Source organism: Rhizobium sp. BK650 (assembly GCF_014195325.1).
Taxonomy (GTDB): Bacteria; Pseudomonadota; Alphaproteobacteria; order Rhizobiales; family Rhizobiaceae; genus Rhizobium.
Genome location: NZ_JACIBK010000002.1, coordinates 365,830 through 391,595 on the forward strand (window position 1 = coordinate 365,830; position 25,766 = coordinate 391,595).

The window sequence follows — 25,766 nt, forward strand, 5'->3', positions numbered from 1 at the left end:
AGCTCATCTTGCTTGAGATTGCGCGAAGTGCTTGGATGAGCTTGAGGCTTGGCGTAAACTGATACTCGCAAACTACCATAAGAAGGGAAACTCCATGAGTGTGCGTGTATCCGGTAAACATATGGAAATTGGTGACTCCTTCCGTCAAAAGATCGAGGACCAAATTGGTGTGGCCGTCACGAAATACTTCGACGGGGGATATTCCGGTCAGGTGATCGTGGAAAAATCGAGCTCTCGTTTTTCCGCTGATTGCAAGCTTCATCTCGACAGCGGGGTCGTGCTGCATGCGGCAGGCGAGGCAATGGATCCGCAGATTGCCTTTGATGCGGCATCCGAGCGTATCGAGAAGCGCCTGCGCCGCTACAAGCGAAAGCTCAAGGATCACCATGCTGGCAATCACCTGAACGGTTTCGCGGAAGTCGCCTACACCGTCATGGACGCGGTTCCCGATCACGAAGACGAAATCCCGGACGATTTCGCTCCGGCCATCGTCGCCGAAAGCACCAAGCAGCTCAAGACGATGTCCGTCGCAACCGCCGTAATGGCTCTCGATATGACCGACGAGCCGCTTCTACTGTTCCGCAGCCCCGGCAAGGAACAGCTCAACATCGTTTACCGTCGTCACGACGGAAATATTGGCTGGATCGATTCAGCCAATATCAAAAGCTGAGATCCGGACGAAGGAGCGGTGCGACGTATCGCTCCTTCGCACGCGTGATCTCGGTGACAGAAGGAAAAAGAAATGGCATTGGCAGATTTGCTGCACCAGGATGCGATCATTCCCGCCCTCAGGGTAAACTCCAAGAAACAGTTGCTTCAGGAACTGGCAGCAAAAGCCTCCAGGATTACGGGGCTTTCCGAGCGGGAAATCTTCGACGTTATCCTGCAGCGTGAGCGCCTGGGTTCGACCGGCGTCGGCAACGGCATCGCCATTCCTCACGGCAAGCTCACCAATATCCACTCCATCGTTGGAATCTTCGCCCGGTTGGAACAACCGGTCGATTTCGAGGCGCTGGATGACCAGCCTGTCGATCTCGTATTCCTGCTTCTGGCGCCGGAAGGCGCCGGCGCCGATCACCTGAAGGCGCTTTCGCGCATCGCCCGCGTGCTGCGTGACCACGACTTGGTCGCCAAGCTGCGTGCGACCGATTCCGCCTCGGCGATTTATGCCTTCCTCAATGAAGAGCAGGCGTCGAATGCCGCCTGATGACGGGTGACCTATCCGGAATGCAAAAGGCGCCCGAGCGATCAGGCGCCTTTTTCTTGTCATGCGATCAGCGATCAGAATTCTTCCCAATTATCCTGAGCAACGGCGGCCGAGCCGTAAGATTGGGCAACGGCACGGCGCGGTGCGGGAGCGGTTGCGCGTGGCACTGACGAGGCCGGTGGGCGCATCTGCTGCGCGGTGGAGCGCAGGACTGCTGCATTTCCCTGGCCGGAGACGCGGAAGCGGCTGACGAGCGTCTTCAGCGTCTGGGCCTCGTCGTTCAGCGTCACGCTGGCTGCGGTGGTTTCTTCCACCATTGCGGCGTTCTGCTGCGTGACCTGGTCCATCTGGTTCACGGCCTGATTGATCTCCTTCAGGCCGACGGCTTGTTCGCTGGCCGAGGCCGATATTTGGCGGATAAGGCCGTTGATGCCCATCACCTGCTCGGCAATCTTGTGCAGCGTCTCACCAGCGCGGCCGACAAGATCGACGCCTTCCTTGACCTGGACGGCCGAGGTGTTGATGAGTGTCTTGATCTCCTTGGCGGCATTCGCCGAACGTTGCGCGAGCTCCCGGACTTCCTGTGCGACGACTGCAAAGCCCTTGCCTGCTTCGCCGGCACGGGCAGCTTCGACACCGGCGTTCAGAGCCAGAAGATTCGTCTGGAAGGCGATCTCGTCGATGACGCCGATGATGCGTGAAACTTCGGTCGAGGACTGTTCGATACCGTGCATGGAGGCAATTGCCTTCTGCACCACTTCACCCGATTTTTCGGCGTCTTCGCAGGCGAGATTGACGTTGTCGGCTGCCGTGCGGGCATTCTCGGCGCTGGAATTGACCTGGGCTGTCAGCTCGTTGAGCGCCGCTGCCGTCTCTTCGAGGCTTGCCGCCTGCTGCTCGGTACGCTTGGCAAGATCGGAGGCGCTGTTACTGATTTCACCTGTGCCAGAGCCGATGTTGACGACGCTGAGGTTCATCGTGTTGATAGTTTCCTCGAGGCTTGCAAGAGCGGCATTGAAGTCCTGCTTGAGTTTGCCGTATTCGCCGGGGAATTCCTCTATAATGCGATGGCCGAGATTGCCCTGTGACAGTTCGGAAAGGCCCGCGCCGACGATCGAGACGATATGGCGCTGCAGGTTGACCGATTGTTGGCGCTCCGATTCCGACCGGCCGCGTTCGGTTTCAGCCGCAAGGCGCTGATTGTCCGCCTCGGCTTCAAGACGCCGCGTATCGGCAAGTGCGAAGCGGAAACCTTCAAGAGCCTTGGCGACCGATCCGATTTCGTCGGCGCGGTTCTGGCCGGCGACCGCTTCGTCGTATTTTCCGTCGCTCAGCGCCTTGACGCTGGAAACCAGGCCGGCGAGCGGGCGCTGAACGAGCGAGCGTACGGCGAAGTAGAGGGCAAGCAGCACGGCGCCGAGCACGATGATTCCGTTAATGATCATCATGAAAGTCTGGTCCTGAACCGGGGCATTCATCGCCGTATGCGGAACGTCAACCAGCACGACCCAGTTGGCATTCAGGCCGGGCACTGCGAAGGGATAGACGACGCGGTCGAAGGGATCGAGGCTGTCGAAGCTGAGATTCTTGACGAGGCCGACCTTCATGGAGGACAGCGCAGCCTTTACGTCGGTCGAGCCAGGGTTGTCACCATAGGGCTTGGACATCAGGTCGGGGGTGGGGGCGACAATCCAGTTGCCGTTCTGGGCGATCAGCGTCACACGGCCCGAGCCGAAAGGTCGCAGCGCCTGCACCTTGTCGGTGAGCGACTTCAGCGAAATATCGACGCCTTCCACACCGATCATCTTGCCGCCGGACATGACTGGATAGGCGATCGAGGTCAGCAGCGTCGGGACATCTGTGCCTTCGGCGAGGTAAGGCGCGGTGATCGCGCCCTTGCCGCTGTCGGCAGCAAGCTTCCACCATTCGGCGGTATAGTCGTTGTCAAAGGTCGAGAACTGGATGTCGCCGGTCCTGTTCTTCGACCAGTAGGGCGTGAAGGCGCCGGCCTTGTTGGTGCCTTCGTCGTTGTTGTTGGCGATCTCAGTGGTCTTTCCGTCAAACGCGCCGAGCTGTTCGCAGAACCAGCTGCCGAAGGCGAAGGCGTTCTGTTCGAGATTGGCCTTCAGAATGCTGATGATGCCCTTGCGATCGAGGATATGGCCTTCATGCCCGCGTCCGACGACGCCCGACATGGTGCGGGCAGCACTCGCAAGCTCGCCGACATTGGCTGCAATCTCGTTGGCTATCGATTTAGCTTCGGAATTGGCCTGATCCAGCGTCAGGGTCTGGACGCGATTACGGGTCTGGTCGATGAGGAAGAGGTTCGAAACGACGAGCACAAGTGCAATGGCGGCACCGGTAATGACGATGAGCTTCGCCGCAAGCGATTTCATTCTGAAGATGAACATAGGTTCCTCGGGGCAAGGACGCACCGAAGGGCCATTCTCCGGCGCAGCGGGTAGGGCACGCTCTATCATGGAGCTGCCATTGGGGCCGCCTCGAAGATGAACGAGGGTGGCGGTCGCTCGAAGGATCGCCAGAAACCTCTTAAATTTGAATGAAATTTCATGCGTCTGGGCAGCAAATCCCGCACGGTACCCTAAAACTAACGGGCGTGTTTCACGGCCAGTTCGCAGCCAGACTGGACTATAGTCTGTCCGCGACCTCGGCTGCGAGCGGTATGGAAGGTTGAGCCCCCGGCTTCAGGCAGGCGAGCGAGCCGGCGACGGCTGCGCGGCGGAGCGCCGAGTGAAAATCAAGCCCGTCATCGAGGCTGGCTGCGAAGTAGCCGCAGAACGTATCGCCGGCGCCGACAGTGTCGACGGGTTCGATGACGAGGCCTTGCGCGCGGGCGATCTGACCATCCCGGATCGCGATGACGCCATCACCGCCGAGCGTGACGATCAGGGTCTGGCCGGTCTCTGCATGCAGGCGCTCCAAAGCCCTCTCACGGTCACTGGCATTCATATTCTCCTGTCCCGCAAGCCGCTCGAATTCAGTCTCGTTGGCAATGACGATATCGGCCAGCCGTCCAAGGCGCGGCGCATCCGGAATAAGTGGCGCGAGGTTGAGAATGCTGGTGATGCCTTTGGTGCGAGCGGTGGCAAGGGCACGCTCGACCGCTTCAACTGGGACCTCGAGCTGCAGCATGAGGATATCGCCCTCATTCATGGCATTAACGGCAGCCTCGGCATCGTCGCCAGTGACCTTGCCGTTCGCGCCTGGAATAACAGCGATCATGTTTTCACCATCGCCGCCGACGAGAATGAGGGCCGTACCAGTAGGCCCATCGACATGGCTGACGCGGGATAGATCGGTGCCGGCGGCGTCGAGAAGTTCGAGAGCACCTTCGGCAAAGGTATCCTTGCCGACAGCACCCGCCATATGGACATAACGGCCCCCCCGGCGGGCGGCGAGCGCTTGATTGGCGCCTTTACCGCCGGCAGCCGTCGTAAAGCTGTTGCCGGCAACCGTTTCGCCGGGCCTCGGCAGGCGCTCGGTGGTGGCGATAAGGTCCATATTGATGGAGCCGAAAACTGTAATCATCGAATGTCCGTCCCTTGCTTTGGGTCGCGACACTGCCGAAGCGATCACTCCTCGTCAACCACCCTGAGCTTGAGCAATCCAGTGCGGCTTTCGACGGATTTGGCAGATGACTCATTCTCGCGGATCGGTTTGCCGTCACCGCCTGCCTCGAATTCCAGCGCCTCGATCTTTGCGCCTCGCTTTGAGAGCTTGTCCGCCGAGGTGATGATCTGGTCGACATCGCGCTGTGTCTGGGAGAAATGCCCCTGTAGTTTGCGCACGCGCTCATCCAGCCGGCCGAGATCATCCATGAGAAGAGCAACTTCGCCCTGGATGACATGCGCCTGCGCGCGCATGCGCTGATCCTTCAGCACGGCCTGGATGACCTGGATCGACAGCATCAGCAGCGAAGGCGAGACGATGACGACACGCGCGCGATGCGCCTTTTGCACGATTGCTTCGAAATTCTCATGGATTTCGGCGAAGATCGATTCCGAGGGAACGAAGAGGAAAGCCGTATCCTGCGTCTCGCCCTGGATCAGATATTTGTCGGAAATATCCTTGATGTGCACTTCCATATCACGCCGAAACTGCTGGGCGGCAAGCTTGCTACTGTCTGGTCCGCCGGCATCGCGGATCGCGTTCCAGGCCTCGAGCGGAAATTTTGCATCGATAACCAGCGGCGGCGCGCCGTTTGGCATCTTGATCGTGCAGTCCGGACGCGAGCCGTTGGAAAGCGTCTGCTGGAAGGCATATGCGCCCATCGGCAGGCCGTCGGCAACGATGGTCTCCATGCGCGACTGGCCGAAGGCACCGCGCGTCTGCTTGTTGGAAAGAATGGCCTGCAGCCCAACGACATCCTTAGCGAGCGTCTGGATATTGCTTTGGGCGGCATCGATGACAGCCAGGCGCTCCTGCAGCTTTTGCAGATTGTCGTGTGTCGATTTCGTCTGCTCGGTCAGGGTCGAACTCATGCGCTGTGACATGCCATCGAGCCGCTGGTTGATTGCTTGATTGAACTCAGCCTGCCTCGAACCAAAGACCTCGGCCATCGCCGAGATGCGCCCCTGCATCTCAGCCTGGATTTTCAGAAGCTCGGCCATACGCGCTTCGCTTTCTGCAGCGCGAAGATTGGCCTCTTCAGCCTCCTCGCGACGAATGCCGGCATTGCGCAGCGCAAACACGATCGTCGCGAGAATGATGACGGCGAGAGCTCCGCTGGCAAGCGCAAGCACGCCTGGGCTCAGCATAGGCAGGGAGATGGTGAGTGAGTCGGGTGTCATGGTCATACCGCACCATAACAAAATGTCCAGCGATATCCAGATCAAAACGTGAACAGTCTTCGTCGACATTTTTTGCCGCCATCCAGCTACTTCGCTGTAACGGAAGAAAAATTAGCGATGCGTTTAACGATTGCTCAACCATATTCGCCAAATCTGGCGTCGTTATTCCCTCCGCATTTGCGCCAGATAGAGATCTCCCATGACTTCCCAGCAGACCGACAATGCCCTCCGGCAGCGCCTCGACTTCATTGAACTCGACGATGAAGCGCGCAAGAACCTGCGGGAACTGCGCCCGGCGATCTCGGAGCTCCTCGGCGATGCGCTGGACAGGTTCTACAACAAGCTTGCCAAGACCCCGGCTGTCTCGGGGTTCTTTTCCGACAAGGCTCACATGGGCCATGCGAAGAAGCGCCAGCAGGAGCATTGGGGCAATCTTTCAGGCGGCAATTTCGATCAGAACTATGTGAACGGCGTCACGGCCGTTGGCCGCACCCATGCCCGCATCGGCCTGGAGCCGCGCTGGTATATCGGCGGCTATGCCCTTATCATGTCGGATCTCGTCCGCGGCCTAATGGAAAAGCAATGGCCCTCGCTCTTCGCTCGCCAGCAGGGAAAGGCGCTTGCCGAGAAGCTGACCGCCGTCGTCAAGGCAGCGATGCTCGATATGGACTATTCCATCTCGGTCTATCTGGACGCCCTTGATGAAAAACGCCGCTCGCTGGAAGAAGAGCGTGCTCGTACCGAAGCCGATCAGGCCTTGGCGCTGGAGCACCTGCGCCATGGTCTCGAAGCTCTGTCGCGTGGTGACCTCGAAGCGACGCTTCCTTCGGACCTGCCCGGAAATTTCCGTGGAATGGCCGAGGACTACAACAGGGCCGTCAGCGCCCTCCGGGAGAGCTTCACCTCCGTTCGCGCGACATCCAGCCACATTCTCGAAGGCGCCGATGTGATTTCCAAGGCCGGCGACGATCTCGCCTTGCGCACCGCCCAGCAGGCAGCCGGCGTCGAGCAAAGCTCCGCTGCCCTTCAGCAGCTTTCGGTCAGCGTTAGCCAGACTGCCGCCAATGCCGAGAAGGCATCCGGTGCCGTACGTGAAACGCAGGAGAGGGCCAAGAATTCCGGTGAGCTCGTCACCAGTGCCGTTTCAGCCATGGCGGGCATCGAGAAGTCTGCCACCGAGATCGCCAAGATCATCGGCGTCATTGACGAGATTGCCTTCCAGACCAACCTGCTGGCACTGAACGCCGGTGTCGAGGCCGCACGTGCCGGCGATGCCGGAAAAGGCTTTGCCGTCGTCGCGCAGGAGGTCCGTCAACTGGCCCAACGTACGGCAGATGCCGCCAAGGAAATCAAGAACCTGATTTCCCAAAGCTCGGAGCAGGTCAATGAAGGCGTCAATATCGTCAGCAGCACAGGAGAAGCGCTGAGCGACATGATCAGTCGTATCGACATTATCAACAGCTTCGTCGCTGATATTGCCGCGGCCGCCCGCGACCAAGCGACGGGTGTGAACGAAGTCAGCGTCGCAATTCGCAACATGGACACGATCACCCAGCAGAATTCCGGCATGGTGGAGCGTACCTCGGCAGAAACGCGCAGACTGAAGGACGAAGTTGAGAGCCTCATCGAGCTTCTTCAGCATTTCCGCGCACGCGTCGAAGGCCGGCAGGGAGCCGCTGCCACGCGCCGGGCGGCGTAATTAACCGAAATAAAATCCGGGTAGGTACTGCAAAAAACCGCGATCCCTGCCCGGCAGATGATTCCCTAGTCTAAAAAGATGCGTTATGGGAACGCCATGACCATCAAGCCACTCATCATTCTTCCCGATCCCGTCCTTCGTCAGGTTTCCAAGCCGATCGAGCGAGTGGACGCCGATCTCCAGCGTCTGTCCGACGACATGCTGGAAACCATGTATGATGCGCCGGGCATCGGCCTTGCCGCGATTCAAATCGGTGTGCCGCGCCGCATGCTCGTCATCGATCTGTCGAAAGAAGGTGAGGAGAAGCAGCCGCTCGTCTTCATCAACCCGGAGATCGTCAGTTCCTCGGAGGACCGTTCCGTCTATGAGGAAGGTTGCTTGTCCATTCCCGACTATTATGCGGAAGTCGAGCGTCCTGCGAAGGTTACGGTCAAATATCTGGACCGTGAAGGCAAGGAACAGAGCGTGGAGGCCGACGGCCTTTTGGCGACCTGCCTCCAGCATGAGATCGATCACCTGAACGGCGTGCTCTTCATCGATCATATTTCGCGGCTGAAGCGCGAGATGGTGATCAAGAAGTTCACCAAGGCTGCCAAGTCCAAGGCGCTCTGAGCCGACCCCGCGGCGGTGATACAATAGATTTCGAGCGGGCTTGATTGTAAGCCGGCAAACCCGTTTGAAGACGGTTGATCCTCAATTGGCGAGATAGAATGTCTCTTCGTATCGTTTTCATGGGCACGCCTGATTTTTCCGTCCCGACGCTGCGCCTGCTCGTCGAAGCCGGCCACCAGATCGTGGCCGTCTATACCCAGCCGCCCCGACCCGGTGGACGGCGGGGGCTCGATCTTCAGAAATCGCCGGTGCATCAGGCGGCCGAGTTGCTGGGCCTGCCGGTGTTCACGCCGATCAATTTCAAGGATCCGGAGGAGCGTGAGCGCTTCCGTGGGCTGCGTGCGGATGTCGGCGTCGTTGTCGCCTATGGCCTGTTGCTGCCCGAAGCGATCCTCACCGGCACGCGTTACGGCTGCTATAACGGCCATGCCTCGCTGCTGCCGCGCTGGCGCGGTGCGGCTCCCATCCAGCGAGCGATCCTGGCAGGCGATACAAAGACCGGCATGATGATCATGAAGATGGATAAAGGCCTCGATACCGGCGACGTGGCACTGACGCGGGAGGTCGAGATCGGCCCCAACATGACGGCCGGCGAGCTGCATGACAGGCTGATGTATATCGGCGCAAAGGCAATGGCCGAAGCCATGGTCAAGCTTGAGATGAACGACCTGCCACTGACCCCGCAGCCAGCTGAAGGCGTGCTCTATGCCGCCAAGATCGACAAGGCGGAAACGCGCATCGATTTCAGCCGTGACGCCAAAGACGTCCACAATCACATTCGCGGTCTCGCGCCGTTCCCCGGCGCCTGGTTTGAACTCGATAGCAACGGCAAGACGGAGCGCGTCAAGGTGCTCGGCTCGGAGCTTGCGACGGGTGAGGGCACAGCCGGCACGCTTCTGACGGACGATCTCGTAGTTGCCTGCGGCGCAGGCGCCGTCAGCCTCACCAAGCTTCAGAAAGCCGGTGGCAAGCCGCTTGCCGCGGCCGACTTCCTGCGTGGTACGCCGCTTGCCACGGGTACGAGGCTTACCTGATGCCGCGATACCGCATGATCGTCGAATATGACGGCGGCCCCTATGTCGGCTGGCAGCGCCAGGACAATGGGCCTTCCGTGCAGGGCGCGATTGAACAGGCGATCTTCTCGGCATCAGGCGACACCGTTTCCATCCGCGGCGCGGGGCGCACCGATTCCGGCGTTCATGCTCTGGGGCAGGTCATCCACGCCGATCTTTCGAAGGAATGGTCGCCTTTCAAGCTGCAGAATGCGCTGAACGCTCATCTGAAGCTTGCCGGCGAAAAAGTGGCGATCTTGAATGCCGAAGTTGCAAGCGAATTCTTCGACGCCCGCTTTTCCGCACTCCGCCGGCATTATCTCTATCGCATCATCAGTCGCCGCGCGCCACTGGCGTTGGAAGCGGGCAAGGCTTGGTGGGTGCCGAAGGTGCTCGATCACGAGATCATGCATGCTGCAGCCCAGACGCTCGTTGGAAAGCACGATTTTTCCACCTTTCGTTCTGCGCACTGCCAGGCAAACAGCCCGGTGCGCACGCTCGACCGGCTGGATGTGACGCGCAGCGGCGAGCTGATCGAGATTCGCGCTACCGCCCAGAGCTTCCTGCACAATCAGATCCGCTCCTTCGCCGGAACGCTGAAGCTCGCAGGCGAGGGCAAGTGGACGCCTGGCGATGTGCGGGCAGCGCTCGACGCACGCGATCGCAAGGCCTGCGGTCCTGTGGCGCCGCCGGACGGGCTCTACTTCATGCAGGTCGATTATCCTGAAGTGATCACCGATCGCCGCAAACATGTGGATGACAACGATGACGGTGACGATCTATCATAATCCCGCATGCGGCACGTCGCGCAATACGTTGGCGATGATCCGCCAGTCCGGCGAGGAGCCTCAGATTATCGAATATCTGAAGACGCCTCCTGCGCGCGAAAAGCTTGTCGAGTTGATCACTGCGATGCGCATCTCCGTCCGCGATCTGCTACGTCAGAAGGGAACGCCCTATGATGAACTGGGGCTGGACAAACCTGATCTGAGCGATGAACAATTGCTCGATGCGATGATGGCGCATCCGATCCTTATCAACAGGCCGATCGTGGTGACGGAAAAGGGCGCGCGCTTGTGCCGCCCATCTGAAGCGGTGCTAGAAATTCTGCCCAATCCAGATATCGGAGCCTTCACCAAGGAAGATGGTGAAATCGTCAACCTGAGCTGATCACGCCGGATAGATGCCCAGAAAATTCTGAAGATATTCCGACAGCATCATCGAAGGCACAAGGAGCACCAGCGTCAGGGCGCCGACCATCAGAGCATGGCCGTGGCAGATCATCCTGAGGATACGCGCCAGCACAAAGACCTGTGCCAGCATGAAAACCAGCAGCAGGAGTGAAACGACGCCGACGGAGCCGGGCAGGAAGAAGACCAACGCCAGCAGCAGCCCGTTAATATAGGCGAGCGGGACGCCAAGCCAATTTACGCTGACGACGAGAGGCGCAAAGCGCTCGCCCATGCGGAAGGCAAGCAGCAGCAGGCCGGCGAAGACAAGCGGCACGAACCAGTTCGCGAGCTCGACGAGCCCAAGCCGGAAATAGAAGGGAAATCCGACATCCGTCTCCGGCGGCATGGATCGTAGAAACGCATTGCGCCACCAGAGCCAGGAAATGCCCGTCGGCGGCAGGCACCAGACGATTGCCCAGAACGATCGGTCGACACCGCGATCAGATATGTCCAGGAATCTAAAGCCGCGCTGATCGAGCTTGATCAGCAACCAGATGCCGGCGAGATAATATTGAACCTCTCTAAAGCCCGGCATTCGCAAACCATCGTTCGATGAAGGTCTCGTAGATCGCCGTCAGCGTCTCCAGATCCGCAACGGCGACCCGCTCGTCGACCATGTGCATGGTCTGACCGACAAGACCGAATTCCACGACCGGGCAATAATCCTTGATGAAGCGCGCGTCCGAGGTGCCGCCTGTGGTCGATAGTGCCGGCGATGCGCCCGTGACGCTTTCGACAGCTGACGACAATGAGGCGATCAGAGCGTTGTTACGCGTCAGGAAGACATGGCTCGGGCGGTCGGCCCAGATGATTTCGTATTTCACCGGCTCGCGGTCCGGCCGCAAAGCGCCGTCAGCGGCGGCCGCATCGAGGCGCCTGATGATCTCGGACCGCAGCGTATCGGCCGTCCAGGTGTCGTTGAAACGGATGTTGAAGCTCGCAGAAGCCCTAGCCGGAATGACATTCGTCGCCGGATTGCCGACATCGATGGTCGTTACTTCGAGGTTGGACGGCTGGAAATTGTCGGTGCCTGCGTCGAAGGGCGGATCCATGAGCGCCTGGGTCAGCTGCAGCATGCCACGCACGGGATTGTCGGCAAGATGCGGATAGGCGGCATGGCCCTGCACCCCATGCACGACGATCTTTCCGGAGAGCGAACCGCGACGGCCGATCTTGATCATGTCGCCGAGCTTGTTCGGGTTGGTCGGCTCGCCGACGACGCAGGCATCCCACGTCTCGCCGCGTTCAGCCGCCCATTGTAAGAGTTTGATCGTGCCGTTGATCGATGGACCTTCCTCGTCTCCGGTGATGAGGAAGGAAATCGAACCTTTCGGCGCGCCATGCTTTCCGACATGCCGGGCGACGGCGGCTGCAAAGCAGGCAATGCCGCCCTTCATGTCGACCGCGCCGCGACCGAAAAGCTCACCGTCGGAAATCTCGGCGGCAAAGGGTGGATGCGTCCAGGCATCTTCGTCGCCGATCGGCACCACATCGGTATGTCCCGCAAACATCAGATGCGGTCCTTCTGTACCGAGGCGGGCGTAGAGGTTTTCGACGTCGGGCGTGCCGGTCTCTTTCGCTACCATCCGATTGACTTTGAAACCGAGCGGCGAAAGCATGGCTTCCAGCGCAGACAGCGCTCCGCCCTCCGCCGGCGTCACGGACGGGCAGCGGATCAATGTCTGAAGATTGGCAACAGGGTTCGTGGCGGTCATGGCGGTCGAATTATCTAGTGGGAATGGCAAAGACGTGGCAAAGCGCGAGCCGCCTTGCCCAAAAAGACGCCGACTGTTTACCGGATCAATATCGGCCTGTCATCAATCGCGGAGCAGTTCGTTAATGCCCGTCTTGGAACGGGTCTGTTCATCAACGCGCTTGACGATGACTGCGCAATAGAGGTTCGGCGCCGGCTGGCCGTTCGCCATGGTCTTGTCCGATGGCAGGGAGCCTGCAACGACGACGGAATAGGGCGGTACTTCGCCATAGGTGATTTCGCCGGTGGCACGGTCGACGATCTTGGTCGACTTGCCGATGAACACGCCCATGCCGAGCACCGAGCCTTCACGCACGATGCAGCCTTCGACCACTTCCGAACGGGCGCCGATGAAGCAATTGTCCTCGATGATCGTCGGGCCGGCCTGCATCGGCTCCAGAACGCCGCCGATGCCGACGCCGCCGGAGAGATGCACATGCTTGCCGATCTGCGCGCAGGAGCCGACGGTCGCCCAGGTATCGACCATCGTGCCTTCGCCGACATAAGCCCCCAGATTGACGAAAGACGGCATCAGGATAGCGTTAGGAGCGATATAGGCCGAGCGGCGTACGACCGCATTCGGCACGGCACGGAAGCCGGCAGCGCGGAACTGGTTCTCGCCCCAACCTTCAAACTTCGAGGGAACCTTGTCCCACCAGGTTGCCTGGCCGGGGCCGCCCTTGACGACTTCCATGTCGTTGAGGCGGAAGGAGAGCAGCACGGCCTTCTTCAGCCATTGATTGACTTTCCAGGCGCCGTCGGCGCCGCGTTCGGCCACGCGTGCCTTGCCCTCGTCGAGCAAATTTAGAGCCGCCTCGACGGCATCGCGCACTTCGCCCTTCGTCGACGTGTTCACATTGTCGCGATTGTCGAAAGCGGTTTCGATGGTCTTTCCGAGGGATGGGAGGTCGATGGCGCTCATGGGAATTCCTTAAACTTCGATCTATATCGTGGAGACAGCGGAGTCTCCGGAATTGCGGTTGGCGGGTTGTCACCCGATCTACAGCAAGCGCCCGTAAAATGGAATGATTTTTCGGACAAGATCATATCTGGATTCAAGGCGTTATAGCGACATATCCGATCACTTGTGACCGGTGACACTGAAAGGCATTTCGATATGGCAAAGGCAAGAAACGGTGGCGCGCGGCGCAAGGACGGTGTCTGGGATCCGTTGAAGAGCAGTTCGAGCGACAGGCAGCGCGCCGAAGCCGTTCCGAAGACGCCGCAGACGCTTTCGCCGGCCTATCGTCTTGCTTATGTGGACGAGGATTTCCTTTGCCGTGAGGAACTACGCCCGATCCGCCTGCAGCTCGAACTTCTGAAGGTGGAAATGCTGATGGCCGAGCGCGGCATCACGTCAACCGTCGTCATGTTCGGCGGCGCCCGTATTCCGGCTCCCGGGCAGAGCGCTTGGGCGGCCCGCAACGAGACTCAGCGTGCGAACCTCGAAGCCGCATCGGTCTATTACGACGAAGCCCGCAAATTCGCCCGTCTCTGCTCGCGCTATGCAGCCGGCTTCGACTTCCGCGAATATGTCGTCGTCACCGGCGGTGGACCTGGCGTCATGGAAGCTGGTAACCGTGGTGCAGCCGATGAAGGCGCGCCCTCGATCGGTCTCAATATCGTGCTGCCGCATGAGCAAGCTCCGAATGCCTACGTGACGCCCGAGCTCAGCTTCAATTTCCACTATTTCGCGATCCGAAAGATGCACTTCATGGTACGCGCTAAAGCGGTCGCGGTCTTCCCGGGCGGCTTCGGCACGCTAGATGAATTCTTCGAATGCCTGACCTTGATCCAGACCGGCCGCATGGAGCGTATCCCGCTGCTCCTTTTCGGCTCCAAATTCTGGCACAGTATCATCAATTTCGATGCGCTCGCCGAGTTCGGTACGATCGCGCCTGAAGACGTAAACCTGATCAGCTTCGTCGATACGGCCGACGAGGCCTGGAAAATTGTGCAGGACTTTTATGAGCACCGCGAATAGCGCACTTTCAGCGCGACTATGCGGTGTTTTTGCATCGTAGACTGCGTGAAAAAGCCCTCTCCCCCGGACGGGAAGAGGGCTTCGAGTGAAGGTAAAACCCGACAATATTCAGTGAAGGACAACCACTGCCTTACTATTACAGGAAGGGGCGGTCGGGCATATCGTCTATCGAGATCACACCGTCCTTGTTGCGGTCCATACGATCGAAAAACTTGGTAAAGGCGGCTTCCGCCTCCTGCTTGCTGATCTGGCCGTTCTCATCGGTATCGATGCGATGCATCATCAGCGAAGCACCCATGATGCGCATGCGCATCTCGTGACGACCGTCCCGGTCCGGGCGGCGATGATCATTGCTTTCAGCCATGTCAGGCGCGGCATCGTCATCAGCGTCGCCCTGCTTGACTGAGGCAGCTTCGCGGCGAGCCTTGAACTGAGCCTGACGGTATTCGCGGATTTCGCCAGGGGTCAACGAGCCATCATGATTAGTATCGATTGCGGCAAAGATCTTCTCCATGCCGTCGGTTGCCTCTTGCCTGGAAACCTGTCCGTCCTTGTTAGCGTCGAACTGCTTCAGCATGCGCACAAAGGCAATTTCGCGAAATGCGGCGCCACGTGGTCCGCCCATCATGCCATGCTCCATCTTTCCATGGTGTCCCGGACGATCAGGCCGGTCGCCCGGTGCTGCGAAGCTGGCCCCGGCGGCTGCGCCGAGAAGAAGAACAGAAGAAAGCGCCGTCAGGATAAGCTTGTTGCGGTACATATCAGTGCGTCCTTTCGTAGGATGTCCCTCATTACGAAAGGTAGGGCCGAAGACTGCCACAGCCCAATTAAACATCTGTAAGATGAATGAAATTTTGGTAATTCAGGCGGTAATCTTCTTCAGAAAATCAGCAAGGTCGTCGGTGACGAAATCGATGTGATCGTCCTCGCCGCTTGTCTTCTCCCACCATTCGACAACGGTATCTTCGAGATTGCGCGGCACGAGCAGAACGGTTTGCATGCCGAGCGCCTTTGGCACAGTCAGATTCCGCGGCAGATCCTCGAACATGGCCGCCTTGCCAGTTTCGACCTGCTTCAGCGCCGTGAACTTGTCGTAGGTCGCCTGCGCCGGCTTCGGCAGGTAGTCGGCTGCCACGATATCGAAGATGTCGTCGAAATGATCGAGAATGCCGAGTGCGCCGGCAGTCGCCTGCGCATGCCTGACGCTGCCATTGGTGAAGATGAACTTCCTGCCCGGCAGGGATTTAATGGCTTCGGCAAGTTCCGGCTGCGGGGTCAGCGCCGAATAGTCGATCGCATGGGCTTTTTCGAGAAAGTCGTTGGGATCGACCCCGTGATGGATCATCAGACCCTGCAGCGTCGTGCCATGATCGTAGTAGTATTGCTTCTGCAGCTTTCGTGCCTCATCGTGATCCATCTGTAGGAGCGCCGAGACATAGGCGGTCATGTTCTTGTCGATCTGGGCGAACAGATTGACGTGATGCGGATAGAGCGTGTTGTCGAGGTCGAAGACCCATTCCGTTACATGCTCGAAATCGTTCTTGCTGGGCGTACGGTCGATCTTTGTCATGGCCGCCCTTATGGCACGGCTGCGGCGTCAAGCAAATCACGAAGACAAAATAGACGCCCGATTTTCGGCGGACGGCGCGAACGCGGGATGCTAGAAAGCGGGCATGCTTTTCGAACGCCCCAATGATGATACGCTCTACGATGCCCTGATCGCCCGCAGCGCCGATTATGAGGGCCAGGCCTATGTCTGTGTGAAGACGACAGGCATCTTCTGCCGTCTAACTTGCCCAGCACGCAAGCCGAAGCGGGAAAACACCATCTTCTTCGAGACGATCGCCGCCTGCATCCATTCCGGCTTTCGGCCGTGTCAACGCTGCAGGCCGCTGGAACAGCCTGGCCGAGAGCCGATCGTCGATGAACTGCTGGCACAACTGGACAGTGAGCCGCAAATGCGCTGGACAGAAGATGAGCTTGTTCGCAGGGGCTATGATCCATCAACCGTGCGCCGTGCCTTCAAGCGCGCGCTGGGCATGACGTTCCACGATATCGCCCGGTATCGCCGGTTGGGAGAGGCTGCTCGACAGCTCGCCCATGGCGCACGTGCCATCGATGCGCAGCTGGATGCGGGCTATGAATCACCAAGTGGCTTCCGGGCAGCCTTCCAACGCCTCGTCGGCAAGGCGCCAGCGCTCTCGCAGAATCGCGAGCTCTTGTTTGCCGATTGGTTCGATACGCCGCTCGGGCCGATGGTCGCGGTTGCCGACAAGACGCATCTTCATCTTCTCGAATTTCACGACCGCAAAGCGTTGCCGGCCGAACTCGAGGCGCTGCAGAGGCGCCTCCGCTCTTCGGTTGCGATCGGCCGCACGCCGGCGATCGACCAGATCGAGGCGGAGATCGGCGACTATTTCCAGGGACGGCTGACCGTCTTCAAGACACCGCTGGCGCTCGGTGGTACGCCCTTTGAAAAACACGTCTGGGCCAAGCTCATCGAAATCCCCGTCGGCCAGACGCGTGCCTATGGCGATCTCGCAAGAGAGATGGAACGCCCCGAAGTTGTCCGCGCCGTCGGCCGCGCCAATGGCGCGAACCAGCTCGCCGTCATTGTTCCCTGCCATCGCATCCTCGGCGCAGACGGATCGCTGACGGGCTATGGCGGTGGACTCTGGCGCAAGCAATGGCTGCTGCGTCACGAGGAAAAGATCAGTGTACCCAAGATGGAGAGGACAGCATGAACCAGACCGAGAAAGCCGAGCTTTTCAGGGCGCTGCACCGCAAAGGTGCTCCTGTCATTCTATATAACATCTGGGACGCTGGAACGGCCAAAGCCGTGACGGACGCGGGCGCGAAGGCGCTTGCGACTGGAAGCTGGTCAGTGGCCGCCGCCCATGGTTATGGCGACGGCCAAAAGCTTCCGATGAACGTGCTGATCGAGACGGCGCGCTCGATCACCGCCGTCAACGACCTGCCGCTCTCCGTCGATTTCGAAGGCGGCTATTCGACCGAGCCTGCCGGTGCCGCCGCCAATGTCGCAAAGCTGATCGAGGTCGGCGCTGTCGGTATCAATTTCGAGGATCAGAAGGTAGGCGAAACCGGCCTTCATTCTATCGAAGCACAGGCGGCCCGTATCCGCGCCATCAGGGAAATGGCCGAGGCGCGGGGCATCGATTTCTTCATCAACGCCCGCACCGACCTCTTCTTGCAGGAAGGCGATGGGTCCAGACATGGAGAACTGGTCGACGCGGCGATAGAGCGTGGCAAGGCCTATGCGGCTGCGGGTGCCAGCGGCTTCTTCGTACCCGGTCTCATCGAGCCGGCGCTGATCGAGAGGATCTGTGCGGCCTCTACGCTGCCCGTCAATATCATGATGAAGGCAGGCGCGCCCGATCCGGCTCATCTCGCAAGGCTCGGCGTTTCTCGCATCAGCTATGGTCCGGGGCCGTATCGAGCCATGATGGAAAAGCTCAGGGAAGCGGCCGCGGCGATCTATTCGCCGAACTGACCTTGGCTGGCAAGGCTCGGCTTTACACCAAGCGCCTGGGTCAGGAAATTGCGAACTATGGGGGAGCGCTCGTCGCGCCGGGTTGCGAGCGTCAACCTCGCTTTCGGCGCCTCGCCTTCAATGGCAATATAGCGAACGCCGGGAACATTGATCTTTACCATCTCCGCCGGCACGATCGAGACGCCGAGGCCGACGGCGATCAGGCTGGGGATTGATGTGATCTGCGGCGCGAGCTGGCCAAGGATGGGTTCAAATCCCGCTTGCCGGCACGCGGCGATAATATCGTCGAAAAAGCCAGTGCCCGCCTCGCGCGGAAAGAGCACGAAGCTCTCTTCAGCGACTTCGTCAAGGCGCAATGCCTCTGCTTCCGACCGGGGATCTCTTGATGGCAGTGCGATGACCATGCGCTCTTCAGCCAGCAGGTGGCATCGGGCTTTCATCTGATCGCCACTGCCTGGGCGGACGAACACGGCGTCGAGCTCTTCCACATCCAGTTGTTCCAGCAACCGTGTAGTGGGCGCTTCTTCCAGGCTGAACTCGACATCAGCGTATTTCTCGCGGAAAGCATTCACTGCGGCGGGTACGAGCGGATTGAAAACCGCTGAACTCGTGAAGCCAACCCGCAGCCGCCCGCTCTCACCGCGCGCTGCGCGAATGGCAGATCGCTTTGCCTGTTCCGCCTGGAACAGGATCGCCCGGACTTCGGGCAGGAAGGCCTTGCCCGCTTCCGTCAGTTCCGCGCCGTTCGGCAGGCGCCGAAAGAGCGCCGTACCGATCTCGTTTTCAAGATCGCGAATCTGATTGCTGAGTGGTGGCTGACCGATGCCGACCCGACGCGCCGCACGCGTAAAATTCAGTTCTTCGGCTACGGCGATGAAATATCGAAGGTGACGCAGTTCCATTCCATACTTCTAAGATATCGAATGAGCCTGTGCAATATATTGGAACAACCTCTCCCGGCTCACCACATGGCGAGGCGCGTCATCTCGTCACGCGAAGCAGGAAAGGACTTCCCAATGAGTTTAAATGAAAAGCAGTTCCTGATTACCGGTGTCAGCTCCGGTTTTGGCCGTGCCTTTGCGGAAGCGGCACTGGAAAGAGGTCATAGGGTGGTTGGTACGGTGCGCAATGATGAAGCCGCTGCAACGTTTGAGTGCCTGGCGCCCGGCCGCGCTCATGCCGTCCAGCTCGATGTCGCCGATACCAAGGCAATCGTGCCTATCGTTGCCGGAATTGAGCGTTCGATCGGTCCGGTGAATGTCCTCATCAACAATGCTGGCTATGGGCATGAGGGGACGATGGAGGAATCGCCGATCGAGGAAATGCGCAGGCAATTCGAGGTCAATGTCTTCGGGGCGGTCGGAATGATGAAGGCCGTCCTGCCGTTCATGCGCCGGCGGCGGGCGGGCCGTATCATTAACATCACATCCATGGGCGGCTTCATCACCATGCCGGGCATTGCGTATTATTGCGGCAGCAAATTTGCGCTGGAAGGCATGAGCGAGGTTCTGGCAAAGGAGGTAAAGGACTTCGGTATCGCGGTCACGGCAGTGGCGCCTGGCTCATTCCGCACTGACTGGGCTGGACGCTCGATGATACGCAGTGGCAGGAGCATTGCCGATTACGACGCGCTCTTTGATCCAATCCGTAGGGCACGGGAGGAAAAGAGCGGCAAACAGGCCGGCGATCCTCGCAAGGCAGCGGCTGCCGTCATGGCGTTGGTAGAGGCCGAAAATCCGCCGGTGCATTTGCTGCTCGGCCCCGATGCGCTCCAACTCGTTCGCGATAAGCTCAAGAACCTGAGCGCCGAAATCGACGACTGGGAAGATCTGACACTTTCGACGAGCTTTGTCGAAGCATGAGAAAAGGCGCCACAAAAGAGCGCCTCTTTCAATCAGGGAACGATCAGCGTGCCGACGCCGTGCTCGGTGAAGATTTCCAGCAGAACCGAATGGGCAGTCTTACCGTTCAGGATAACGACGCCCTGCACGCCGGCCTTGATCGCGTCGATGCAGGTTTCGACCTTCGGGATCATGCCGCCTGAAATCGTGCCGTCGGCGATCAGCGCGTGGGCTTCGGCGACCGAGAGCTCCTTGATGAGCTTGCCCTGCTTGTCGAGCACGCCGGGCACATCCGTCAGGAATAGCAGGCGTGTGGCGTTCAAAGCGCCGGCGATGGCGCCGGCGAAGGTGTCGGCGTTGATATTGTAGGTCGCGCCGTCGCGGCCAGGAGCAACCGGCGCAATGACCGGGATCATCTCGGAGCGAGCCAGAAGATCGAGCAGCGTGCGGTCGACTTCGACCACTTCGCCGACGAAACCGAGATCGAGCACGCGCTCGATGTTGGAATCTGGGTCCTTGACGGTCTTGCGCGCCTTTTCCGCAAAGACCATGTTGCCGTCCTTGCCGCAGAGGCCGATCGCCCATTCACCGGTCTGATTGATCAGCGCGACGATTTCCTTGTTGATCGAGCCGGCGAGAACCATTTCGACGATCTCGACCGTCTTCTGGTCGGTAACGCGCAGGCCGCCCTCGAATTTCGACTCGATACCCATCTTCGTCAGCATCGCGCCGATCTGCGGGCCGCCGCCATGCACGACGATCGGGTTGACGCCGGATTGTTTCAGAAGCGCGATATCGCTGGCGAAGGCCTTGCCGAGTTCGGGATTGCCCATGGCGTGGCCGCCGTACTTCACGACGATCGTCTTGTTTTCATAGCGCTGCATGAAAGGCAGCGCCTGAGCGAGAAGACGTGCCTGGATTTCGCTTTCGGACTCGTTCATGGGGGACCCCGCGGAATTGATCGCGGCCTTTTATCTCAAGTTTTTGACGGATGGAATAATCCGGCACGCAATAGTTTTTCGTATCTAAGGTCGACCTGGGAACCTGCCAGCTCATAAAGAAACTATCGAAGCGGAAATCGTTCACCCGAGGGCGACATGATTGGCGATTTTTCAGATTTGATCGGCCGTATTGCGCTTGGCGACCGAAAGGCCTTCGCTGCGCTCTATAATCGGACCAGCCCGAAACTTCTGGCGATCTGCCTGCGTATTCTTGGAAACAGGAACGAGGCGGAAGAGGTATTACAGGAGGTCTACATCAAGATATGGCAGCGCGCCGGCGCCTTTACGGCCGGCTCCGCCACATCGGCTGCGTGGCTTGCGGCAATAGCGCGCAATCAATCGATCGACACGATGAGAGCACGCAAGCCCATAGCCGACGAAATCGATAGCGTGCTCGATCTCGCCGATGCTGATCCTGATCCGGAAACGCAAGTCGTGATAAGGGATGAAGGAAGGCGGATTGACACCTGCATGGAAGAGTTGGAAGCTGACCGTGCGGTCGCGGTGAAACGGGCTTATGTCGAAGGACAGAGCTATCAGGAACTGGCCGATCAGTTTGGTGTCCCGCTGAACACGATGCGGACATGGCTAAGACGAAGCCTGCTGAAACTGAGAGAGTGCATGGAACGATGACATCGCCCGACAGAAGCAAGGGAGACCGCTCGCGGGATGAGGTTCTTGCCGGCGAGTATGTGCTCGGTGTCCTCTCACTTCAGGACCGCAGGATCGTAGAGGAGCGAATGCGCCGCGACCGGCAGTTTGCTGCCATCGTCAGTCGCTGGGAGGTCAATCTCTCCAGCTTCAACGATGAATATGGTACGGCTGCACCGAGCCGCGAGACTTTCAGGCAGATAGAAGCCCGACTCTTTGCCGATACGGAAACTACGCCGCGGTTTTCGCATGGGTTGTGGAATTCCGCGGTTTTTTGGCGCTCGGTGGCATTTGCCTCACTTGCCGTCACGCTTGGTGTGATTGCCTTCGCCTGGGGCCTCGTGCCGCAGCCTCCGACAATGCCGCCGCTGGTAGCCGACCTTTCGGGGCAGGGCAATCAGGTCAATCTGGCGGCGTCTTACCAAGTCCAGAGCGGCAGGTTGAAGATCGTACCGGTTGCGGCTGGCAAGCCCGAAGAGAAATCGCTTGAACTCTGGCTGATGCCTGCAGCCGGTACGCCTCGCTCCCTCGGCATTTTCCAGCCCGGCATGGATGGCGAACTGGTGATCCCGACGGATCTGCGCGGCCAGATTTCCGATGGCGTGACGCTCGCGGTCAGCCTGGAGCCATTCGGTGGCTCGCCCAACCATCAACCGACCGGTCCCGTTCTGGCTAGCGGCTCGCTCCGTCGGCCGTAAACAAAGGAATTTTTCCTGAAACTCTTCTGCAGCGCCTTCCGTAGTTGCTGATATCCGGGCGGCGCAAGGCATAAAGCCGGCGGCTGCGACCGGGTGCAGAGGAGAAAGTCATGATCAAGTCCGCATTGCGTGCCACAGCGCTCGCCGCCGCCTTTTCAGCAATCGCTTTCGCCGCCCAGGCAAACCCGATGGTCGGCGGTGCCGCGATGTATGCGAATAAGAACATCGTCGAGAACGCCGTCAACTCCAAGGATCACACCACGCTAGTCGCTGCCGTTAAAGCCGCCGGCCTTGTCGGCACGCTGGAAGGCAAGGGCCCATTCACCGTCTTTGCACCAACCAACGAGGCCTTTGCCGCCCTGCCGAAGGGCACCGTCGATGCACTGCTGAAACCCGAAAACAAGGGCAAGCTCGTCAAGATCCTCACCTGTCATGTCGTTGCAGCCAATGCCCTGTCCAAGACCGTCGCCAAAATGATCAAGGACGATGGCGGTGAGCATGACATTAAGACGGTCGGCGGCTGCGTGATCAAGGCCAAGGAAAGCATGGGCAAAATCACGCTGACGGATGAAAACGGCGATGTCGCCCACGTCACCATAGCCGACGTTAAACAGTCGAACGGCGTCATTCACGTCGTCGACAAGGTGCTGCTGCCGAAGATGTAGACCCGAGGTGTCAGCCGCAATTGAGGCGCCATTCGGCGCCTCTGTTATTTCCAGTTGCTGATGCCGACCGTCTCGGCAATCGCCTGCCGCAATTCGTCCAGCCCCTCATTCTTTTCCGAGGACGTGGACAGCACGGCCGGATAGGCAGCAGGACGCTTGCGGATCTTCTCCGATGTTTCGGCAATCAGTTTGGGTACGGCGGGTGCCTTGATCTTGTCCGTCTTGGTCAACACGATCTGATAGGAGACAGCCGCCTTGTCGAGCAGCGTCAGAACGTCATCGTCGTTCTTCTTGATGCCGTGGCGGCTGTCGATCAGGACATAAACGCGCTTCAACGTGGCGCGGCCGCGCAGATAGTCGAAAACGAGTTTCGTCCAGGCATCCACCTGTTCCTTCGGTGCCTGCGCGTAACCATAGCCCGGCATGTCGACCAGCGCCATTGGCGGCAGGTCTTTGCCTTCACCGGAATAGCCGTCGGGAACGAAGTAGTTGAGCTCTTGCGTGCGTCCGGGCGTATTGGAGGTTCGCGCCAGGCCTTTCTGACCGACGAGTGCATTGATCAGAGACGACTTGCCGACATTCGAGCGGCCGGCGAAAGCGACTTCCAGTGGTCCTTCCGGCGGAAGGAATTTCAGGGAAGGCACGCCGCGGATGAAGATCCAGGGATGGCCGAAGAGCGGCTTTGCGATTTCAGTCATATGAATTCTGCAATCTCCGGGTTCGGGAATGAAACCGGCTTCGTGTTTTTAAGATGGATTGTCAAGATTCGCGACGGCTGTGCGATCCTGAGGATCGAAACAAAAAGCCCCGCCGGAGCGGGGCTTTCCGATTATTTCCGGCCGATTATTTCGATGGCGCCGGTTTTCGTTTGAATATGCCCTTCAGATTGTCGAAGAGCTCGATCTTCACGCCGTGGCGCTTCATGATGACCGACTGCTGGATCACCGAAAGCGTATTGTTCCAGGCCCAATAGATGACGAGACCAGCCGGGAAGCTTGCCAGCATGAACATGAAGACCAGCGGCATCCAGTTGAAGATCATCGCCTGCGTCGGATCAGGCGGCGTCGGGTTCATACGCATCTGCAAGAACATGGTGATACCCATGATCAGCGGCCAGACGCCGAGATGCAGCAGGGTCGGAGCCTCGAAGGGCAGCAGGCCGAACAGGTTGACGATAGACGTCGGATCGGGCGCTGAGAGGTCCTTGATCCAGCCGAAGAACGGCGCATGGCGCATCTCTATAGTGATGTAGATCACCTTGTAGAGCGAGAAGAAGATCGGGATCTGCAGCGCCACCGGCCAGCAGCCGGCGATCGGGTTGATCTTCTCTTCCTTGTAGAGCTGCATCGTCGCCTGCTGCAGACCCATGCGGTCGTCGCCGAACTTGGCCTTCAGCTCTTCCATTTTCGGCTGCATGCGCTTCATGTTCGCCATCGAAGCATACTGCTTGCTGGCGAGCGGGAAGAACAGCGCTTTGACCACGATGGTCGTGCAGAGGATCGCCACACCGAAATTGCCGAAGTAGCGGAAGAAGAAGTCCATCAGCTTGAACATCGGCTTGGTAATGAAATAGAACCAGCCCCAGTCGATCAGGCGGTCGAAGCGCGGAATATTGTAGGTTGTTTCGTAACCGTCGATGACGGGAACTTCCTTGGCTCCGGCAAACACCATGTTCCTGATTTCGACAGACTGACCGGGAGCAATCGTAAAGGCATCGCCCTTGTAATCTGCCTGATAACGCGGCTGACCATCGGTGAAATGCGAGAAGCGGGCGTCATAGGCCGTCTGTTGCGGCGGGATGACCGTTGCAGCCCAATATTTGTCGGTGATGCCGAGCCAACCGCCGGTGGATTTGGCCGGCGTAACAGCTTCCTTCTCAACCGCCGTATACTTGCTCTCGATCAGGCCGTCGTCGCCGATGACGCCGATGAAGCCCTCATGAAGAACGTACACGGATGGCGTCGTCGGCTTGTTGTAGCGCGTGACACGGCCGTAGGAGGAGAGGGAAATAGGTGTCTCGCCCGTATTCTGGATCTTGTCCGTCACCGTAAACATATAGCGTTCGTCGACGGAGATCGTGCGGGCGAAGGTGATGCCCCTGTCATTGGTATAGGTCAGCGTCACCGGCGTCTTTTCCGTGAGCTTTGCGCCGTCGGGGGCGGTCCAGACGGTGGACGGCCCGGGAACGGTGCCGATCGCATCGCCGCCGACATAACCGAGTTCGGTGAAATAGCCGTCTTTGGTTTCAGCCGGCGAGAAGAGCGTGATAATCGGGCTCGAGTCGTCGACGGTCTCGTGATAGCCCTTGAGCCTCAGATCGTCGAGGCGGGCACCGATGAGATTGACGGAGCCGGAAAGGGCTGCAGTGTCGATGACAACGCGGGGGGTCTTCGCAAGTGCTTCTTCACGGGTCGCGGTCGCGGCGGCCTGACCGGTCGGGGCGGCACCATTTGTCTGGGCGGCGCCCTGGCTGCTGGCTGCCGGCTTCTGCGTCTGCTCGGTCTGCTGCTGCGCCTTCTGGGCTTCCTGGGCTTTGCGCTGGGTCTCGATGCGTGGGTTCATATAGAGGAACTGCCAGCCAAGGACGATCAGCACCGAGAGAGCGATCGCAATGAAGTAATTGCGGTTGTTTTCCATCATACGTTCCTGGGGCGCTCGTCTTTCGGGCGCCTGTGTTTCGGCCTGGTTTCCACGCGGGCTTTCAGCTCGGTGGCCAGTTCATCGAAGGACGCGGTCAATACGTCCCTGCGGGCGACAACCACATAGTCGTGTCCGGGCCGCATTGCAAACCCTGCATGAAGCCGCACCGCCTCTTTGAGGCGTCGCCGCATGCGGTTTCTCTCGACTGCATTGCCATGTTTTTTAGTGACGGTGAAGCCGACGCGGGCTTCGCTGTCTTCTTCCTTGCGGTTCAGGACCTCGAGAAGGAAGAGACTGCCACGGCGCTTTTCGCCTTCGCGGACTGCAAGAAATTGCGGGCGGCTCTTCAGCCGCCCGACAATCTTTTTGTCTTCTTTAGTCTTCAAGTCGCCCGTCATTATTCTATCGG

Annotated in this window: 27 protein-coding genes; 14 read left to right on the forward strand and 13 right to left on the reverse strand. The window is 59.3% G+C overall.

Going from position 1 to position 25,766, the window contains the following annotated elements; translation table 11 throughout:
* Positions 1-94 precede the first annotated feature (94 nt).
* Positions 95-670: a ribosome hibernation-promoting factor, HPF/YfiA family gene (gene hpf / locus FHX15_RS06105; RefSeq protein WP_184394624.1), complete on the forward strand. Its 576-nt coding sequence runs from the start codon at positions 95-97 to the stop codon at positions 668-670.
* A gap of 72 nt (positions 671-742) precedes the next feature.
* Positions 743-1,207, forward strand: coding sequence for a PTS IIA-like nitrogen regulatory protein PtsN (ptsN, locus tag FHX15_RS06110; protein ID WP_184394626.1), 465 nt, complete (start codon positions 743-745; stop codon positions 1,205-1,207).
* 74 nt (positions 1,208-1,281) lie between these two features.
* Here ptsN and FHX15_RS06115 read toward each other — a convergent pair whose 3' ends face one another.
* The 3 genes from FHX15_RS06115 to FHX15_RS06125 form a co-directional block, all read right to left on the reverse strand.
* The gene (locus FHX15_RS06115) at positions 1,282-3,618 is read right to left on the reverse strand and encodes a methyl-accepting chemotaxis protein (protein ID WP_184394628.1); all 2,337 of its coding nucleotides are present in this window, start codon (positions 3,616-3,618) and stop codon (positions 1,282-1,284) included.
* A gap of 238 nt (positions 3,619-3,856) precedes the next feature.
* The gene (locus FHX15_RS06120; RefSeq protein ID WP_184394630.1) at positions 3,857-4,756 is read right to left on the reverse strand and encodes a ribokinase; all 900 of its coding nucleotides are present in this window, start codon (positions 4,754-4,756) and stop codon (positions 3,857-3,859) included.
* 44 nt (positions 4,757-4,800) lie between these two features.
* The gene (locus tag FHX15_RS06125) at positions 4,801-6,024 is read right to left on the reverse strand and encodes a DNA recombination protein RmuC (RefSeq protein WP_184395345.1); all 1,224 of its coding nucleotides are present in this window, start codon (positions 6,022-6,024) and stop codon (positions 4,801-4,803) included.
* A gap of 193 nt (positions 6,025-6,217) precedes the next feature.
* Between FHX15_RS06125 and FHX15_RS06130 the strand changes: the two genes are divergently transcribed.
* The 5 genes from FHX15_RS06130 (at position 6,218) to arsC (ending at position 10,551) form a co-directional block, all read left to right on the forward strand.
* Entirely contained in the window at positions 6,218-7,717 is a 1,500-nt protein-coding gene (locus tag FHX15_RS06130) for a globin-coupled sensor protein (RefSeq protein WP_184394632.1), read from the forward strand.
* 96 nt (positions 7,718-7,813) lie between these two features.
* The gene (gene def / locus FHX15_RS06135) at positions 7,814-8,329 is read left to right on the forward strand and encodes a peptide deformylase (RefSeq protein WP_184394634.1); all 516 of its coding nucleotides are present in this window, start codon (positions 7,814-7,816) and stop codon (positions 8,327-8,329) included.
* A gap of 98 nt (positions 8,330-8,427) precedes the next feature.
* Positions 8,428-9,363, forward strand: coding sequence for a methionyl-tRNA formyltransferase (gene fmt / locus FHX15_RS06140; protein WP_184394635.1), 936 nt, complete (start codon positions 8,428-8,430; stop codon positions 9,361-9,363).
* The gene (gene truA, locus FHX15_RS06145; RefSeq protein WP_184394636.1) at positions 9,363-10,169 is read left to right on the forward strand and encodes a tRNA pseudouridine(38-40) synthase TruA; all 807 of its coding nucleotides are present in this window, start codon (positions 9,363-9,365) and stop codon (positions 10,167-10,169) included. The genes fmt and truA overlap by 1 nt, the downstream gene beginning before the upstream one ends.
* Complete coding sequence (gene arsC / locus FHX15_RS06150) at positions 10,147-10,551, forward strand: arsenate reductase (glutaredoxin) (protein ID WP_184394637.1); 405 nt, start codon at positions 10,147-10,149, stop codon at positions 10,549-10,551. The genes truA and arsC overlap by 23 nt, the downstream gene beginning before the upstream one ends.
* Here the strand turns inward: arsC and FHX15_RS06155 are convergent, their stop codons facing one another.
* From FHX15_RS06155 to dapD, 3 genes are all read right to left on the reverse strand, one after another.
* Entirely contained in the window at positions 10,552-11,148 is a 597-nt protein-coding gene (locus FHX15_RS06155) for a hypothetical protein (RefSeq protein ID WP_184394638.1), read from the reverse strand.
* Complete coding sequence (gene dapE, locus FHX15_RS06160; RefSeq protein ID WP_184394639.1) at positions 11,135-12,328, reverse strand: succinyl-diaminopimelate desuccinylase; 1,194 nt, start codon at positions 12,326-12,328, stop codon at positions 11,135-11,137. The genes FHX15_RS06155 and dapE overlap by 14 nt, the downstream gene beginning before the upstream one ends.
* Before the next feature lie 102 nt (positions 12,329-12,430).
* A complete protein-coding gene (dapD, locus tag FHX15_RS06165) occupies positions 12,431-13,288 on the reverse strand; it encodes a 2,3,4,5-tetrahydropyridine-2,6-dicarboxylate N-succinyltransferase (RefSeq protein ID WP_184394640.1) in 858 nt (285 codons plus the stop codon).
* A gap of 195 nt (positions 13,289-13,483) precedes the next feature.
* Here dapD and FHX15_RS06170 point away from each other — a divergent pair, with 195 nt between their 5' ends.
* The gene (locus tag FHX15_RS06170; RefSeq protein WP_184394641.1) at positions 13,484-14,350 is read left to right on the forward strand and encodes an LOG family protein; all 867 of its coding nucleotides are present in this window, start codon (positions 13,484-13,486) and stop codon (positions 14,348-14,350) included.
* Between the two features lie 136 nt (positions 14,351-14,486).
* On the opposite strand, the gene FHX15_RS06175 is transcribed toward FHX15_RS06170, so the two are convergent.
* Both FHX15_RS06175 and FHX15_RS06180 read right to left on the reverse strand, forming a co-directional pair.
* Positions 14,487-15,110 carry an EF-hand domain-containing protein gene (locus FHX15_RS06175; protein WP_184394642.1) on the reverse strand — a complete coding sequence of 208 codons (624 nt, stop codon included), beginning with the start codon at positions 15,108-15,110 and terminating at the stop codon, positions 14,487-14,489.
* 102 nt (positions 15,111-15,212) lie between these two features.
* Positions 15,213-15,920, reverse strand: a complete 708-nt coding sequence (locus FHX15_RS06180) for a pyrimidine 5'-nucleotidase (protein ID WP_184394643.1) — start codon at positions 15,918-15,920, stop codon at positions 15,213-15,215.
* 103 nt (positions 15,921-16,023) lie between these two features.
* Here FHX15_RS06180 and FHX15_RS06185 point away from each other — a divergent pair, with 103 nt between their 5' ends.
* Both FHX15_RS06185 and FHX15_RS06190 read left to right on the forward strand, forming a co-directional pair.
* Positions 16,024-17,094, forward strand: a complete 1,071-nt coding sequence (locus FHX15_RS06185; RefSeq protein ID WP_184394645.1) for a bifunctional transcriptional activator/DNA repair enzyme AdaA — start codon at positions 16,024-16,026, stop codon at positions 17,092-17,094.
* Entirely contained in the window at positions 17,091-17,861 is a 771-nt protein-coding gene (locus FHX15_RS06190) for an isocitrate lyase/phosphoenolpyruvate mutase family protein (protein ID WP_184394647.1), read from the forward strand. The genes FHX15_RS06185 and FHX15_RS06190 overlap by 4 nt, the downstream gene beginning before the upstream one ends.
* On the opposite strand, the gene FHX15_RS06195 is transcribed toward FHX15_RS06190, so the two are convergent.
* Positions 17,846-18,763 (reverse strand): LysR family transcriptional regulator, encoded by a 918-nt coding sequence (locus FHX15_RS06195; protein ID WP_184394648.1) that lies wholly within the window; start codon positions 18,761-18,763, stop codon positions 17,846-17,848. The genes FHX15_RS06190 and FHX15_RS06195 overlap by 16 nt on opposite strands.
* Before the next feature lie 114 nt (positions 18,764-18,877).
* Here FHX15_RS06195 and FHX15_RS06200 point away from each other — a divergent pair, with 114 nt between their 5' ends.
* A complete protein-coding gene (locus FHX15_RS06200; RefSeq protein WP_184394650.1) occupies positions 18,878-19,723 on the forward strand; it encodes an oxidoreductase in 846 nt (281 codons plus the stop codon).
* A 32-nt stretch (positions 19,724-19,755) separates the two neighbouring features.
* On the opposite strand, the gene argB is transcribed toward FHX15_RS06200, so the two are convergent.
* Complete coding sequence (gene argB, locus FHX15_RS06205) at positions 19,756-20,643, reverse strand: acetylglutamate kinase (protein WP_037100983.1); 888 nt, start codon at positions 20,641-20,643, stop codon at positions 19,756-19,758.
* 156 nt (positions 20,644-20,799) lie between these two features.
* Here argB and FHX15_RS06210 point away from each other — a divergent pair, with 156 nt between their 5' ends.
* The 3 genes from FHX15_RS06210 to FHX15_RS06220 all read left to right on the forward strand — a co-directional run bounded on the left by FHX15_RS06210 (position 20,800) and on the right by FHX15_RS06220 (position 22,717).
* Positions 20,800-21,336, forward strand: coding sequence for a sigma-70 family RNA polymerase sigma factor (locus tag FHX15_RS06210; protein WP_184394652.1), 537 nt, complete (start codon positions 20,800-20,802; stop codon positions 21,334-21,336).
* Positions 21,333-22,052, forward strand: coding sequence for an anti-sigma factor domain-containing protein (locus FHX15_RS06215; RefSeq protein WP_184395347.1), 720 nt, complete (start codon positions 21,333-21,335; stop codon positions 22,050-22,052). Before FHX15_RS06210 ends, FHX15_RS06215 begins: the two co-directional genes overlap by 4 nt.
* A 110-nt stretch (positions 22,053-22,162) precedes the next feature.
* Positions 22,163-22,717: a fasciclin domain-containing protein gene (locus tag FHX15_RS06220; protein ID WP_184394654.1), complete on the forward strand. Its 555-nt coding sequence runs from the start codon at positions 22,163-22,165 to the stop codon at positions 22,715-22,717.
* A gap of 44 nt (positions 22,718-22,761) precedes the next feature.
* Here the strand turns inward: FHX15_RS06220 and yihA are convergent, their stop codons facing one another.
* The 3 genes from yihA to rnpA form a co-directional block, all read right to left on the reverse strand.
* Positions 22,762-23,415, reverse strand: coding sequence for a ribosome biogenesis GTP-binding protein YihA/YsxC (yihA, locus tag FHX15_RS06225; protein ID WP_184394656.1), 654 nt, complete (start codon positions 23,413-23,415; stop codon positions 22,762-22,764).
* A 145-nt stretch (positions 23,416-23,560) separates the two neighbouring features.
* Positions 23,561-25,354: a membrane protein insertase YidC gene (yidC, locus tag FHX15_RS06230; protein WP_184395350.1), complete on the reverse strand. Its 1,794-nt coding sequence runs from the start codon at positions 25,352-25,354 to the stop codon at positions 23,561-23,563.
* Entirely contained in the window at positions 25,354-25,755 is a 402-nt protein-coding gene (gene rnpA / locus FHX15_RS06235) for a ribonuclease P protein component (RefSeq protein ID WP_184394657.1), read from the reverse strand. The genes yidC and rnpA overlap by 1 nt, the downstream gene beginning before the upstream one ends.
* Positions 25,756-25,766: the final 11 nt, after the last annotated feature.